Genomic DNA, 14,426 nt, shown 5'->3' on the forward strand with positions numbered 1-14,426 from the left:
CTGTAGCTTTTATAGGAAGGGGCACCTTTTAACACTTAGCGCGGCTTGTCGCAAGGCTATCGGTACCCGCAGTCCGGTAATAAAAAGCCCCGGAAAGCACGGGCTTCCGGGGCAATAACCTTATTTTTGCAATGACTTAGAAGTCGTAGCTGACCGAGACTTTCAGCGTGCGCGGCTCGCCCTGATAGAGGTAAACGCCGGTATCATCGACGCCGGACCAGTATTTTTCATTGGTCACGTTGGTTACGCCCACGCGCCACACCAGATCGTTCTGCTCCTGGTTGAGGCGCATGCGATAACGCATGCCTAAATCCAGCGTCGTGTAGCTGTCGAGTTTCTTGGTGTTGGCGGTATCGGCATACTGCGAGCCGGTGTAGTTAACGCGCGCGGTGGCGGTTAAGCCGTCAACCGGTTTGATGTCGTACTCCGCGCCCAGCACCGCATAGAAGCGGGACACGCCGATAGCGTCGTGGCCATCGTTCAGGCCGCCAGCGGTTTTGGTCATCTCAGGATCAATCCACAGCGTGCTGCCGTTGAGACGCAGGCCGAGTACCGGTTCCCCGAAGACGTTCAGCTCGAGACCGCGGTTACGCTGCTCGCCGTCCATACGGTAGTAGTCGTCGTTATCCAGAACCCCGGACGGTTTGGTGATCTGGAACAGCGACAGCGAGCCGCCGACGCGGGCGTAGTCAATTTTCACGCCCACTTCATCCTGTTTAGAATGGGCAATCCCGATGCTCTGGCCGTAGTTTTTCGCCGTTTTTGGCGCATTACTCGCTGGTTGAAGCGCTTCCGTATGGTTGGCGTACAGCGATACCGTTTCCCACGGCTTGTAGACCAGACCAAAGGTTGGCATCCAGCGGCTTTCGGTAAAGCTTGATGACGTCGTCTCCAGGCCGGTTTCATTGCTGTAGTTACGAATCACCACCTTTTGATGGCGCGCCGCGGCGGTAAACAGCACGGTATCGTCAAAGAAGCCCAGCGTGTCGCTAATCAGCCAGCCCTGCGTGCGGTTGCGTGAGGTGGTCAGCGGGTCATGATAGTTACCGCCCACCGAGGCGTAGTCCGGCATCGCCACATCGTGGTTGTCGTAGATATTGACCGCCGGGTTGCTTTTGCTGTTTGACATGCGCCAGGCGGTGGCATCGCGGCGGATCTGCGCGGAATAACCCACGTTCACCTTGTGCGACACCACGCCGGTGTCAAAGCTGCCGCGTATACCGCCCATCCCGCTAAAGCTGTCGATAATACGGTTGGTGTCCATTCGGCTGATGGTCGCGTCACCGTTGATATTGGTGAGTTTCGGCGCGCCGTAGGTCCCCAGTTCGTGTGCATGCTGCCCGCCTAAAGCGGCGTAGGTCGTCCAGCTATCGTTAAGATCGTACTCCGCTTTCGCCATACCGAATTCGTTTTCGATGTCGCTGTAGCCCCACTTCTGGCCGGTATTTTTACTGTTGCTCGGCACCGCTGGCACTTCGTCAATCGCCGCAAAACCGACGCCCATCTCACCGCCGTGGAAGGTTTTTTTCTGGTAGCCAAAATCGAAAGAGGAGCGGAAGCGATCGCCGCGGTAGTCGAGCCCGATGGAGGCCAGCGTGGTACGGCGATTATCATTATCGATACGCCCTTCCCCTTCGCGGTGCAGCACGTTCACCCGCGCGCCGAACTGGTTGTCATCGCCGAAACGACGGCCAACGTCCAGCGCCCCGCCAACCTGCGAGTCACCGGTATAATCCACACCGACGCGCGTCGTCGGGATATCTTCGGCGCGCTTTGGCTCGAGGTTAATCATGCCGCCCACGCCGGAGCTGGCCGCGCCGTTGACCAGCGCGTTCGCCCCTTTGAAGACTTCAATGCGCTCCAGCATTTGGGTGTCCATCACCTGACGCGGCACCACGCCGGAAAGGCCGCCCATGGTCATGTCGTCGCCGTCGAGCTTAAAGCCGCGAATGCGGTAGGTTTCGGCAAAGTTCCCGTAGCCCTGTACCGCCTGCACGCCCGCATCGTTCTTCACTACGTCGGCGATGGTTTTGGCCTGCTGATCCTCGACCAGCTTCGAGGTGTAGCCGATAACGTTAAACGGCACGTCCATCGATTTTTGTTCGCCCAGCATCCCAACGCGCCCACCGTGGGCCACCTGCCCGTCCATGTACGCTGGCACCAGCTGTTCGCCGCCGGCTTTAAAGTCGCTGCCGTCAACGCCCTGAACGATCATCGTTTCGGGTTGTTTTTTTGTCGCCGTTGCATCATCGGCATAGGCGGCAGGCATCACGGCGCTTATCGCCAGAGCCAGCACGGAGAGTTTGGTTTTCATAAGAGGATTCCCGGTAGCCATCAAAAATTCACCGATGCCGGCAGTCGGTTGGTCGGAACTTCACGCCGCAGAATCCCCCTGTGAAATATCCTCACCGATTACTGGGCCGACTGTGCCATATAAGTGAATAAAAAAGAGACTGAGAACTATACTCATTATCTTTCCGTAATCAAGCGTAAATAGACGTAACCAAATACAATAACCATACTCAATACATGTTCTTAGCCCCTTTGACGCACAAAACGGTGGCGCGGCGCGCGGCGGCTTGCGGCATAATTCGCTCACTTTATTTCGAGGAATTCTCCGTGCTGCTCAAAATCCTGCTTGCCATGGCCGCATTTGCCGCCAACTCTCTGCTTTGTCGGCTGGCGCTGAAGGGCATGCATATGGATGCCGTTTCCTTTAGCAGCGTGCGCTTAGTGAGCGGCGCGGTGGCGCTGTTGATTCTGCTGAGGCTGCCCGGCATCAGAAAAAGGCCGGAATTCAACCTGCTGAACGCGGCGCTGCTGGCGGTTTACGTGTTTGCCTTTTCTCTCGCTTATCTTTCCTTAACCGCCGCCGCCGGGGCGCTGCTGCTGTTCGGTACGGTGCAGTGCGTGATGACCGGCTGGGGGCTGATGCGCGGCGAGCGGCTGACGTGGCTAAAAAGCGTGGGCATGCTGGGGGCGATGGCCGGGCTGGCGCTGCTGCTCTTGCCGGGCGCAGGCCATCCTTCCGGCGGCGCGGCGCTGCTGATGATGGTCTCCGGCGCGGCCTGGGCCGCCTACTGCATTACCGGTAAAAAGGTCAACAACGCGGCGGCGGCCACCGCGGGCAACTTTACGCTGGCCGTGCCGATGGCGCTGGTGGTATTTGTGCCTGGCGGTACGCAGGTTCACGCCGATAGCGTTGGGCTGCTGTTAGCGGTGATCTCCGGCGCGCTGATGTCCGGCGGCGCGTATCTGCTGTGGTATTCACTGTTACCGCAGCTTAGCCCGGCCACCGCCAGCACGCTACAGCTGAGCGTTCCCTGTCTTGCGGCGCTGGGCGGGTTAGTCTTTATGGGCGAACCGCTGGGTCTGCGGATGCTGCTGGCTATCGCCCTTACCCTCTCAGGTATCGGGCTGGTGATTATGGCCGATCGTCGGCGATAGCCTACGCAGCCAGCACCGCGCGAACTGGCGTTGTTTCATTACGCCTTTGGCTCCACGGCGACAAACATTTCAATATCCCAGTAGCCGTCTTCCGCGCCGTTATTATGGTAGATCTCCAGACAGGGCTTCGGCGCTATCTGGTAAGCCTCATCTTTCAGGACGCTATCGAAAAACTGATACCAGGGCGTGGAAAAATCGTGATCGATAACCCGCGCGCGCGCCGCCGCATACAGGCCGCCCGCCACCTCCGACATCATCACCCCTTCGCTGTTCGGCGGAATAACAAAATCATCGGCGACCGACACCACGGTATCGCAGCGCAGCTTTTCCGCCGGTACTTCATCCGGATTGTCGTAATACACGGCCAGCCACTCCATGACGGGGATCTGCTGGCCGTCAACCCACATCATCAGCTGTTCAAAACCCTGCTTGACCGTTTGTTCCCACGGCCCAACCATATGAAAACCGGCAATTTTACGCGCTGCAACCTGCTTGACTTCGTATTCCATGCTGCCTCCAGAATCACACTGTAAATGTATACAGTATATTCATCGTAACTGAATTACGACAACCGCATTCTGAACATTATGTGAGCAAATTCGCACTCTTGCTAAAGTGCACTTGCGTCCCGCCAGAAAGGCACAGAACCGTTATAGGGCTCCTGGAGCTTATCCTCCTGACCAAAATCGTGCATTTCCAAAAATTGACATAATACCAATACCATTACCTCCTGTAGATATTTCGGGATGAAGTAATGAATACCCACTGTTCTCAGACGATGAAATTAATAGCTATATATTTGAGGAGCAATAGTCACCCTACTCATTATCAGGTTATACCTGAACATAAATAAGAGAATAATATAATTAAATACCCGCATTCTAACAAACAGATTAAATGCAGAGCGCACCATTGACCGAACGCAAAATTAATAAAGCATACATACGTAGAATGCTCTTAAATTTTTAATATCTCACGGAAATAAAATGATAGTCCTGTCTGATAGAGAACCTTTAGGAAAAGGGGCGCACAGAGCGTGTTACGAAAACCCTGCCAATAAAGAGCAGTGCATTAAGATCGTCTATAATTACAACACGGGAGGTGCTAAAGAAATTGTTCGCGAGTTAAAATACTATAAGCGCCTATCAAAGAAAATGCGGGACTGGTCCATTCTCCCCCGCTACCACGGCGTTGTTGAAACGGACATTGGACAAGGTTATGTATATGATATAATAAGAGATTATGATGGAAGGGTATCAAAACCGCTCTCTACTTTCATCCAGGAAGGCAACGACATCAAATCCATTAGCTACGCTCTTAACGAGCTGGAGCAATCGATATACCAAAACCAACTGATAACGATGACTATCAAGCCACAAAACATCCTCTGCCAGACTCACAGTTGTGGAAAGATAAAGCTCGTCATTGTTGATAATATCGGCGAGGCAATATTCATTCCACTCGCCAGACTGTCGAAAAAAATTTGCATCTACAAGCAGAAAAAGAAATGGAGAGCTTTTTCAAAGCACATCGGACACCACAACAACTAATATCTCAAGGCCCCGTCCTGATGGGCGGGGAATAAAACGACTCAAATGACGCCATTTTAATAAAAACAAGTCATTTGACTTCAAATTAAATAAGACGTTTAGGCGCCGACCTCTTTTTATCCGAGTTGAGCGTTTTCAAATTCATCTGACATAAAATCATGTCGTCGAAACTACCTATCAATATATATTTCAGGACCTGCCTGCCGATATGTAAACCAGCACCTTAAACTTTCCCAAAAAAAATTTGATACGCAATTAAGTGGAAGTGTGCGCGCAGTGGTGTGCGTGTTTGTTGAGCATTGTGTATGCGTATGATTTGAAATGGCGCGCCCTGCAGGATTCGAACCTGCGGCCCACGACTTAGAAGGTCGTTGCTCTATCCAACTGAGCTAAGGGCGCACTGAGGAAGTCAAAACTTCATGATGGGGTGAAACGCGTCGAATTATACGGTCACTGACAGGTGAGTCAATCCATTTCCTCCGGAAACCTGCGTCGCCGACGGCGATGGATAAAGTGCGACCAACTATCGCTCAACTCTTCGGCAAAATGACTTTCCGATGAAAACTCGCAAACGATACCTGACAGCAAGCCTCGCATCTGACAAAATATGTGCATCCCCCCTTCGTGAATGACAGATGGATAATTTTCCCTGATGGCAGCAAAGATTATTGACGGTAAAACGATTGCGCAGCAGGTGCGCTCTGAGGTTGCGGAAAAAGTGAAGGCGCGCGTCGCCGCTGGAAAACGCGCCCCTGGGCTTGCCGTTGTGCTGGTTGGCAGCAACCCGGCCTCGCAAATTTATGTCGGCAGCAAGCGTAAAGCCTGCGAAGAGGTGGGCTTCGTCTCCCGCTCCTACGATCTGCCGGAAACCACGTCCGAAGCCGAACTGCTGACGCTGATTGACACCCTGAACGCCGACACCACCATCGACGGCATTCTGGTCCAGCTTCCGCTGCCGGCGGGCATTGATAACGTTAAGGTCCTTGAGCGCATCGCGCCGGATAAAGACGTCGACGGCTTCCATCCGTACAATGTGGGCCGCCTGTGCCAGCGCGCGCCGCGCCTGCGCCCGTGCACGCCGCGCGGTATCGTCACCCTGCTGGAGCGCTACAACATCGACACCTACGGCCTGAACGCCGTGGTGATTGGCGCATCCAATATCGTTGGCCGTCCGCTGAGCATGGAGCTGCTGCTGGCGGGCTGCACCACCACCGTCACCCACCGCTTTACCAAAAACCTGCGTCACCACGTTGAGCATGCCGATCTGCTGATCGTCGCGGTCGGTAAACCGGGCTTTATTCCGGGCGAGTGGATTAAAGAAGGCGCGATCGTCATTGATGTCGGGATTAATCGTCTCGAAAACGGTAAAGTAGTCGGCGATGTGGTGTTTGAAGATGCCGCCGCGCGCGCGTCTTACATCACACCGGTACCGGGCGGCGTCGGGCCAATGACCGTCGCCACCCTGATTGAAAACACCTTACAGGCTTGTGAAGAGTATCACGACGTGGAGAAAGCATAAGATGGCAACATTTTCTTTGGGTAAGCATCCGCATGTGGAACTCTGTGACTTACTGAAGCTGGAAGGCTGGAGCGAAAGCGGCGCACAGGCGAAAATCGCCATCGCCGACGGTCTGGTCAAAGTAGACGGCGCTGTAGAAACCCGCAAACGCTGCAAAATTGTCGCGGGTCAAACCGTGAGTTTTGAAGGCCAGAGCATCACCGTTACCGCTTAAATCCTGCCAGTCACCCGGCTTCGCGGCGCGATGCCGGGTTTTATCCCGCAAAATTCAGATTAACACCCTGCTGCATTCATCCCGTTCAGCGGTCATACTCTGTATTTCCTCTGCTACAACGGACGCCCGATGCCAACAATCGTAACCCATGCCGCCGTTCCGCTGTGCCTTGGTTTAGGGCTCGGCACCCGCGTTATTCCGCCACGCCTGCTGTTCGCGGGCGTGGCGCTGGCGATGCTGCCCGACGCCGACGTGCTGGCCTTTAAATTCGGTATCGCCTACGGCAATATATTCGGCCACCGCGGCTTTACCCACTCGCTGCTTTTCGCCTTTGTCGTGCCGTTAATCTGCGTTCTGGTGGGACGTAAATGGTTTAAGGCTGGGCTGATGCGCTGCTGGCTTTTTCTGACGGTTTCGCTGCTGTCGCATAGCCTGCTGGATTCCATCACCACCGGCGGCAAAGGCGTCGGCTGGCTGTGGCCGTGGTCGGATGAACGCTTTTTCGCGCCGTGGCAGGTAATTAAGGTCGCGCCGTTTGCGCTTTCGCGCTATACCACGCCATATGGGCATCAGGTGATCATTTCTGAGCTTCTGTGGGTGTGGCTGCCGGCAGCCATTGTAATGGCCTGGCTGTGGTGGCGAAGACGCTAAAGGGTATTAGAAGGGAAGCCCCTCTCCCCGAGGGTGAGAGGGGATAATGCTTACTTACGGCGCCAGGTGGTGCCCTGCGGGCCGTCTTCCAGCACGATGCCCATCTCATTGAGACGGTCACGCGCGGCGTCGGCCGCCGCCCAGTCTTTCGCCTTGCGCGCGTCCAGACGCTGCTGGATCAACGCTTCAATTTCCGCCACTTCACCGTCATCCGCCTGCGCACCGCTTTGCAGGAAGAGTTCCGGCTCCTGCTCCAGCAGGCCGAGTACCGAAGCGAGCTTACGCATATGCGACGCCAGCGCGTTGGCCGCCTGCGCATCTTCGGTTTTCAGACGGTTCACTTCACGCGCCATATCGAACAGCACGGAGTAGGCTTCCGGAGTGTTGAAATCGTCGTCCATCGCTTCGATAAAGCGCGCTTCGAACGCTTCGCCGCCCGCCGCCGCGACGGATTTGTCGGTGCCGCGCAGCGCGGTATACAGACGTTCCAGCGCGGAACGCGCCTGCTTGAGGTTCTCTTCGCTGTAGTTCAGCTGGCTACGGTAGTGGCCGGACATCAGGAAGTAGCGGATGGTTTCGGCGTCGTAGTATTTCAGCACGTCGCGCACGGTAAAGAAGTTACCCAGCGATTTTGACATCTTTTCGCGGTCAACCATTACCATGCCGGAGTGCATCCAGTAGTTCACGTACTCGCCGTCGTGCGCGCAGGTAGACTGGGCGATTTCGTTTTCATGGTGCGGGAACATCAGATCCGAACCGCCACCGTGAATATCGAAATGGTTGCCCAGCTGCTTGCAATTCATGGCGGAACATTCAATGTGCCAGCCCGGACGCCCTTCGCCCCACGGGGACGGCCAGCTCGGCTCGCCCGCTTTGGACATTTTCCACAGCACGAAGTCCATCGGGTTACGCTTCACGTCAACCACGTCGACGCGCGCGCCGGCCTGCAGCTGGTCCAGATCCTGACGCGACAGCTTGCCGTAGTTCGGATCGGTCGGCACGGAGAACATCACGTCGCCGTTGTCCGCCACGTAGGCGTGGCCTTTGGCGATCAGCTGCTCGGTAATTTCAATGATCTCGTGGATGTGATGCGTGGCGCGCGGCTCCTGATCCGGACGCAGAATATTCAGCGCGTCGAAGTCGTTGTGCATCTCGGTAATCATGCGATCCACCAGCGCGACGAAGCTTTCGCCGTTCTCGTTGGCGCGTTTGATAATTTTATCGTCGATATCGGTGATGTTGCGCACGTACTTCAGCTTATAGCCGAGGAAATGCAGGTAGCGCGCGACGACGTCAAAGGAGACGAAGGTACGGCCATGGCCGATATGACAGAGATCGTAAACGGTGATACCACACACGTACATGCCAACTTCTCCGGCATGAATGGGCTTAAATTCCTCTTTTTGGCGGGTCATTGTGTTGAAGATTTTTAGCATCGAGAATTCCATGTTTACGTGTGTGAACCGGGCTTTCGCCTGAAACGGCATATTCTACCCGTAATTCAACCCGGAAGCAGCACACAATGCAAGGTGATCGATGTTGTCGGTTATGCTATAACAGACGCCTATATGCCGCCCACAGGCGGGCTAAAGCACCACTCTAAACGGAACAGGATGCAGAAATGGTTACTTTCCACACTAATCACGGCGACATCGTTATCAAAACTTTCGACGACAAAGCGCCGGAAACAGTCAAAAACTTCCTGGACTACTGCCGCGAAGGTTTCTACGACAACACGATTTTCCACCGTGTTATCAATGGTTTTATGATTCAGGGCGGCGGCTTCGAGCCGGGCATGAAGCAGAAAAACACCAAAGAAGCGATCAAAAACGAAGCGAACAACGGCCTGAAAAACACCCGTGGCACGCTGGCGATGGCGCGTACCCAGGCTCCGCACTCCGCAACCGCGCAGTTCTTTATCAACGTTGCAGACAACGACTTCCTGAACTTCTCCGGCGAAAGCCTGCAGGGTTGGGGCTACTGCGTGTTTGCTGAAGTGGTTGAAGGCATGGACGTGGTTGACAAGATCAAAGGCGTTTCTACCGGCCGCAGCGGTATGCATCAGGACGTTCCAAAAGAAGACGTTGTGATTACAAGCGTGACCGTCAGCGAGTAATTGGTGGCGACACTCTTTATTGCAGATTTGCATCTGCAAACAGAAGAACCGGCGATTACCGCCGGTTTTCTGCGTTTTTTACGCGGTGAAGCTCGTCAGGCCGACGCGCTGTACATCTTAGGCGACCTGTTTGAAGCCTGGATTGGCGACGACGACCCCAACCCGCTGCACCGTGAAATGGCTGCTGCCATTAAATCGCTGGTTGATTCCGGCGTCCCCTGCTTCTTTATTCACGGCAACCGTGATTTCCTGATCGGCAAGCGCTTTGCCCTTGAGAGCGGCATGCAGCTGCTGCCTGAGGAGCAGGTGCTCAATCTGTATGGCCGCCGGGTGCTGATTATGCACGGCGACACGCTCTGCACCGACGACCCAGGCTACCTCGCCTTTCGCGCTAAAGTGCATACCCCGTGGATCCAGACGCTGTTCCTCGCCCTGCCGCTGTTTGTCCGCCGCCGTATTGCGCAGAAAATGCGTAACGACAGCAAGGCCGCCAACAGCAGCAAATCGATGGAAATCATGGACGTCAACCCGCAGGCGGTGGTTGAGGTGATGGAAAAGCATCAGGTGCAGTGGCTGATTCACGGCCATACCCATCGCCCGGATATCCACACGCTCAGCGCCAACGACGAGCTGGCGCACCGCGTGGTGCTCGGCGCATGGCACAGCCACGGTTCCATGGTCAAAGTGACCGCGGACGACGTTGAACTGATCCCCTTCCCGTTTTAATTTTTCCGCCGTAATGGGCCGTCCCACGGTGACGCAACCGTTTTCCTTGCCCGTTTTCCGTGTTATTCTCTGTGGCCTCTAACGTCGTGTGCAGCACACCCACAGGAGTTTTAAGACGCATGTCTTCCCGCAATAATCCGGCACGTATCGCCATCGTGATGGGGTCCAAAAGCGACTGGGCTACCATGCAGTTCGCCGCAGAAATCCTCGATATTCTGAACGTTCCTCACCATGTTGAAGTGGTTTCCGCCCACCGCACCCCCGATAAACTGTTCAGCTTCGCCGAAGGCGCCGAAAGCAACGGTTATCAGGTGATTATTGCCGGTGCCGGCGGCGCTGCGCATTTACCCGGAATGATTGCCGCCAAAACGCTGGTTCCAGTGCTGGGCGTGCCGGTACAGAGCGCCGCATTAAGCGGTGTCGACAGCCTCTATTCCATCGTTCAGATGCCGCGCGGAATTCCGGTCGGTACGCTGGCGATCGGTAAAGCCGGTGCCGCGAACGCCGCCCTGCTTGCCGCACAGATTCTGGCTCAGCACGACGCCGAGCTGCATCAACGCCTCGCCGACTGGCGTAAAGCGCAAACCGATGAAGTGCTGGATAACCCGGATCCACGAGGTGCCGCATGAAGCAGGTCTGCGTGCTGGGCAACGGTCAGCTGGGCCGCATGCTGCGTCAGGCCGGCGAGCCGCTGGGCATCGCGGTCTGGCCGGTGGGTTTAGAAGCAGACCCGGCCGCCGTGCCGTTTCAGCAGAGCGTGATCACCGCGGAAATCGAGCGCTGGCCGGAAACCGCCCTCACCCGTGAGCTGGCGGAACATACCGCGTTTGTGAATCGCGACGTTTTCCCGATTATTGCTGACCGTCTGACGCAAAAGCAGCTGTTCGATAAACTCAGCCTGGCGACCGCGCCGTGGCAGCTGCTGGCCAGCGCCGATGAGTGGCCGGGCGTTTTTGACCGTCTGGGCGAGCTGGCGATCGTTAAGCGCCGCACCGGCGGCTACGACGGCCGCGGCCAGTGGCGTCTGCGTAAAGACGATACCGCACAGCTGCCGGATGAGTGCTACGGCGAGTGCATCGTTGAGCAGGGCATTAACTTCTCCGGCGAAGTGTCGCTGGTTGGTGCCCGCGCTCACGACGGCAGCACCGTGTTCTATCCGCTGACCCATAACCTGCATCAGGACGGCATTCTGCGGATGAGCGTGGCCTTCCCGCAGGCCGATGCCGAGCAGCAGGCGCAGGCGGAAGCCATGCTCAGCGCCATTATGCAGGAGCTGAACTACGTTGGCGTGATGGCGATGGAATGCTTCGTCACCCCGGGCGGCCTGCTGATCAACGAGCTGGCCCCGCGCGTGCACAACAGCGGCCACTGGACGCAAAACGGTGCCTCCATCAGCCAGTTCGAGCTGCATCTGCGCGCCATTACCGACCTGCCGCTACCGCCGCCGGTGGTTAACAGCCCGTCGGTGATGGTCAACCTGATTGGCAGCGACCTGAACTACGACTGGCTGAAGCTGCCGCTGGTGCATCTGCACTGGTATGACAAAGAGGTGCGTCCGGGCCGTAAAGTGGGCCACCTGAATCTTAACGACAGCGACACGGGCCGCCTGAGCGCGACGCTGGAAGCGCTGGTTCCGCTGCTGCCGGGCGAATATGCCAGCGGCATTGCCTGGGCGCAGGCGCGTCTGAAATAGGCCTTTCGTGCCGGGGAAAGTATCTAACGCTTCCCCGGCCCCCTCCTTGAAGCGTAAAATCCTGCCCTGACCGCCTTACCGCACATTGTTAGAGAAGGATTGCCCCATGAAAAATGGGACGGATTACTGCGCGATTCTGCGCGCAGAAACGCCCATCATTGACGTTCGCGCGCCGGTTGAGTTTGCCCATGGCGCGATGCCCGCCGCCGTCAACCTGCCGTTAATGAACGATCAAGAACGCGCCGCCGTCGGTACCTGTTATAAACGTCAGGGGCCGGAAGCCGCGCTGGCGCTGGGGCATGAACTGGTCTCTGGCGAAACGCGCCGGCAGCGTATCGACGCCTGGCTGGAGGCCTGCCGCCAGGTGCCGCAGGGCTACCTGTGCTGCGCGCGCGGCGGGCAGCGTTCGCATATTAGCCAAAGCTGGCTGAAAGCCGAGGGCGTCGACTATCCGCTGATCGTCGGCGGTTACAAAGCGCTGCGTCTGGCGGCAATGCAGGCCACGGAAGATCTGGTTCGTCACCCGATCGTGCTGATCGGCGGCTGCACCGGCAACGGTAAAACGCCGCTGGTTCGCCAGCAGCCATTGGGGATCGACCTGGAAGGGCTGGCGCACCATCGCGGTTCGTCGTTTGGCCGCACGCTCAACGCGCAGTTTTCCCAGGCCACCTTTGAAAATCATCTGGCCACCGCGCTGCTTAAGGACGCGCATCAGCGGGACAACGTGCGCTGGGTGCTGGAAGATGAAGGCCGGATGATCGGCGCCAATCATCTGCCGGAATGCCTGCGGGATCGAATGGCCGAGTCGCCGATCGCGGTGGTGGAAGATCCGTTCGATCTGCGTCTTGAGCGCCTGCGCGAAGAGTATTTCACCGGCATGCATCACGATTTCCTCGCCGCCTACGGCGAAGAAAAAGGCTGGCTGGAGTACAGTGAATATCTGCATCACGGCCTGTTCGCTATTCGCCGTCGTCTGGGATTACAGCGCTTTGCTGAACTGACGGCGACGCTCGACGAGGCGCTGGCGGAACAGCAGCGCACTGGCGCTACCGAGGCGCATTTTGCCTGGCTGGTGCCGTTATTAAACGAGTATTACGATCCGATGTATTGCTATCAGCTGGAGAAGAAAGCCGACAAGATTGTGTTTCGGGGAACGTCGGAGGCGGTAACGGAGTGGTTGGCGGCAACGCAGTAGCGCTCCCGGAGTCGGTGCTCGCGCACCTCGGCCGGGCTACAAAAATGCAATGTAGCCCAGCCGAACGCAGTGACGCCGGGGATGCCCGGCGTTACTGTTGCGTTTAGAAATCGTAACGCAGACGCACCAGGTTCATATCGCCCAGATCGTCGGTGCTGGAAGTAAACACGTGTTCGTAGTCCACGCGGAAACCATAATCCAGCTGGAAGCTGATACCCACGCCGTTATCGATGCGCTGGTAGTTGCGACCATTCACGTATTCAATACGGTCACCCATAAAGTACGGCTGAACGGATTTAAGCGCGTACTGGCCCACCGGAATTTTGTAACCCGCGAAGTATTCAATACCCCACGCATCGCCCGCGAAGTAGTCGTGAACGGATGATTTTTTGGTGGTCATAAAGTTCTGATACCAGCCGCCGCCAACGGAGAACGTCCAGTTATCCGGGGTCCAGCTCAGCGCGGTACCGAGGATGTTCTGATCGTAGGTTTTACCGTCGTTGTTGTAAGTGGTATTCATATCCGCACGGGTATAGTTCCACGCCGTACCCCAGGAGAGGTCGTCGGTGATATGGTAATCCACGCCCAGTGAACCGCCGCCTTTACGTTTGTACATCAGGCCGTTGTTCAGGTTCAGATCGTCGCTGAACAGGTAAGAGGCGTAGAGATCCACATCGCCTACGGTTTTCTTATACTTCAGGGATTTACGGGTACGATAGGAGCCATCGTAGTCGCCGTTGATACCGTTACCCGGCGCCTGACCAATCATGTCATAGTCCCAGATATCGGTTTTCGCACCGACCACATCGTAGTAGATGCTGTTCTGTTGACCGAAGGTCAGCGTACCCCAGGTATCGCTCTTCAGGCCGGTGTAGAGCATACGACGGGTGGTGTCGTTGGCGCCTTCAGCGTAGTGGTTATCCCAGTCGAAGACCGCCGGAATGTTCACGCCCAGCTCGTAGTAGCTGACCCAGCTAATGTCATCGAACAGGTAGTAATCTGCGGCGAAGCGGAAACGGGTGCCGCCGTCGAAGCCATTACGTTTGTAAGAGCCTTTGTCGCCGTCGCCGGTCATCATGTTGAACTGCGGACGAATACTGCCGCCCACGGTGAAATTCAGACGGCTAAGCGGGTTCCCGGCCTGAGGATCCTGCTTGAGCAGGGTAATTTCAGCCTGGGATGCGAAAGACGTTAAAGCCACTGCAGCACCGATCGATAACGCCAGTGCTTTCATTTTTATAGTCATTATTTTTCCTTGATAGATTTATAGCCAACTATCTGGCTTACAAATATTATCGTTTATTAATAAATTCCA

General features: G+C 56.2%; 14 protein-coding genes and 1 tRNA gene. 10 read left to right on the top strand and 5 right to left on the bottom strand.

Annotated elements, in window-relative coordinates; genetic code table 11:
* Window positions 1-136: 136 nt before the first annotated feature.
* A complete protein-coding gene (locus tag ACK5JN_RS14345) occupies window positions 137-2,335 on the bottom strand; it encodes a TonB-dependent receptor (protein WP_416870806.1) in 2,199 nt (732 codons plus the stop codon).
* 284 nt (window positions 2,336-2,619) lie between these two features.
* Between ACK5JN_RS14345 and ACK5JN_RS14350 the strand changes: the two genes are divergently transcribed.
* Window positions 2,620-3,447 (top strand): EamA family transporter, encoded by an 828-nt coding sequence (locus ACK5JN_RS14350; RefSeq protein ID WP_416870807.1) that lies wholly within the window; start codon window positions 2,620-2,622, stop codon window positions 3,445-3,447.
* Window positions 3,448-3,485: 38 nt separating this feature from the next.
* Here the strand turns inward: ACK5JN_RS14350 and sbmC are convergent, their stop codons facing one another.
* Window positions 3,486-3,956, bottom strand: a complete 471-nt coding sequence (gene sbmC, locus ACK5JN_RS14355; protein ID WP_416870808.1) for a DNA gyrase inhibitor SbmC — start codon at window positions 3,954-3,956, stop codon at window positions 3,486-3,488.
* Between the two features lie 477 nt (window positions 3,957-4,433).
* Here sbmC and ACK5JN_RS14360 point away from each other — a divergent pair, with 477 nt between their 5' ends.
* Entirely contained in the window at window positions 4,434-4,997 is a 564-nt protein-coding gene (locus tag ACK5JN_RS14360; protein WP_416870809.1) for a YrbL family protein, read from the top strand.
* A 322-nt stretch (window positions 4,998-5,319) separates the two neighbouring features.
* Here ACK5JN_RS14360 and ACK5JN_RS14365 read toward each other — a convergent pair.
* A tRNA-Arg gene (locus tag ACK5JN_RS14365) sits at window positions 5,320-5,396 on the bottom strand.
* Between the two features lie 253 nt (window positions 5,397-5,649).
* On the opposite strand from ACK5JN_RS14365, the gene folD reads away from it, so the two are divergent.
* From folD to ACK5JN_RS14380, 3 genes are all read left to right on the top strand, one after another.
* Window positions 5,650-6,516, top strand: a complete 867-nt coding sequence (gene folD / locus ACK5JN_RS14370) for a bifunctional methylenetetrahydrofolate dehydrogenase/methenyltetrahydrofolate cyclohydrolase FolD (protein WP_416870810.1) — start codon at window positions 5,650-5,652, stop codon at window positions 6,514-6,516.
* Between the two features lies 1 nt (window position 6,517).
* Window positions 6,518-6,730, top strand: a complete 213-nt coding sequence (gene ybcJ / locus ACK5JN_RS14375; protein WP_061497011.1) for a ribosome-associated protein YbcJ — start codon at window positions 6,518-6,520, stop codon at window positions 6,728-6,730.
* A gap of 129 nt (window positions 6,731-6,859) precedes the next feature.
* Entirely contained in the window at window positions 6,860-7,381 is a 522-nt protein-coding gene (locus ACK5JN_RS14380) for a metal-dependent hydrolase (RefSeq protein WP_416870811.1), read from the top strand.
* A 50-nt stretch (window positions 7,382-7,431) separates the two neighbouring features.
* Here the strand turns inward: ACK5JN_RS14380 and cysS are convergent, their stop codons facing one another.
* On the bottom strand, window positions 7,432-8,817 hold the full coding sequence (cysS, locus tag ACK5JN_RS14385) for a cysteine--tRNA ligase (RefSeq protein WP_416870812.1): 1,386 nt from the start codon (window positions 8,815-8,817) through the stop codon (window positions 7,432-7,434).
* A gap of 185 nt (window positions 8,818-9,002) precedes the next feature.
* Here cysS and ppiB point away from each other — a divergent pair, with 185 nt between their 5' ends.
* The 5 genes from ppiB (at window position 9,003) to mnmH (ending at window position 13,111) form a co-directional block, all read left to right on the top strand.
* The gene (ppiB, locus tag ACK5JN_RS14390) at window positions 9,003-9,497 is read left to right on the top strand and encodes a peptidylprolyl isomerase B (protein ID WP_416870813.1); all 495 of its coding nucleotides are present in this window, start codon (window positions 9,003-9,005) and stop codon (window positions 9,495-9,497) included.
* A gap of 3 nt (window positions 9,498-9,500) precedes the next feature.
* A complete protein-coding gene (lpxH, locus tag ACK5JN_RS14395) occupies window positions 9,501-10,223 on the top strand; it encodes a UDP-2,3-diacylglucosamine diphosphatase (protein WP_416870814.1) in 723 nt (240 codons plus the stop codon).
* A 119-nt stretch (window positions 10,224-10,342) separates the two neighbouring features.
* A complete protein-coding gene (gene purE / locus ACK5JN_RS14400) occupies window positions 10,343-10,852 on the top strand; it encodes a 5-(carboxyamino)imidazole ribonucleotide mutase (protein ID WP_416870815.1) in 510 nt (169 codons plus the stop codon).
* A complete protein-coding gene (purK, locus tag ACK5JN_RS14405) occupies window positions 10,849-11,916 on the top strand; it encodes a 5-(carboxyamino)imidazole ribonucleotide synthase (RefSeq protein WP_416870816.1) in 1,068 nt (355 codons plus the stop codon). The genes purE and purK overlap by 4 nt, the downstream gene beginning before the upstream one ends.
* A 106-nt stretch (window positions 11,917-12,022) precedes the next feature.
* Window positions 12,023-13,111, top strand: coding sequence for a tRNA 2-selenouridine(34) synthase MnmH (gene mnmH / locus ACK5JN_RS14410; protein WP_416870817.1), 1,089 nt, complete (start codon window positions 12,023-12,025; stop codon window positions 13,109-13,111).
* 103 nt (window positions 13,112-13,214) lie between these two features.
* Here mnmH and ACK5JN_RS14415 read toward each other — a convergent pair whose 3' ends face one another.
* Window positions 13,215-14,357, bottom strand: a complete 1,143-nt coding sequence (locus tag ACK5JN_RS14415) for a porin (RefSeq protein ID WP_416870818.1) — start codon at window positions 14,355-14,357, stop codon at window positions 13,215-13,217.
* Window positions 14,358-14,426 lie beyond the last annotated feature (69 nt).

Origin of the sequence: Kluyvera sp., from assembly GCF_047971185.1 — a bacterium.
Lineage (GTDB): Bacteria > Pseudomonadota > Gammaproteobacteria > Enterobacterales > Enterobacteriaceae > Kluyvera.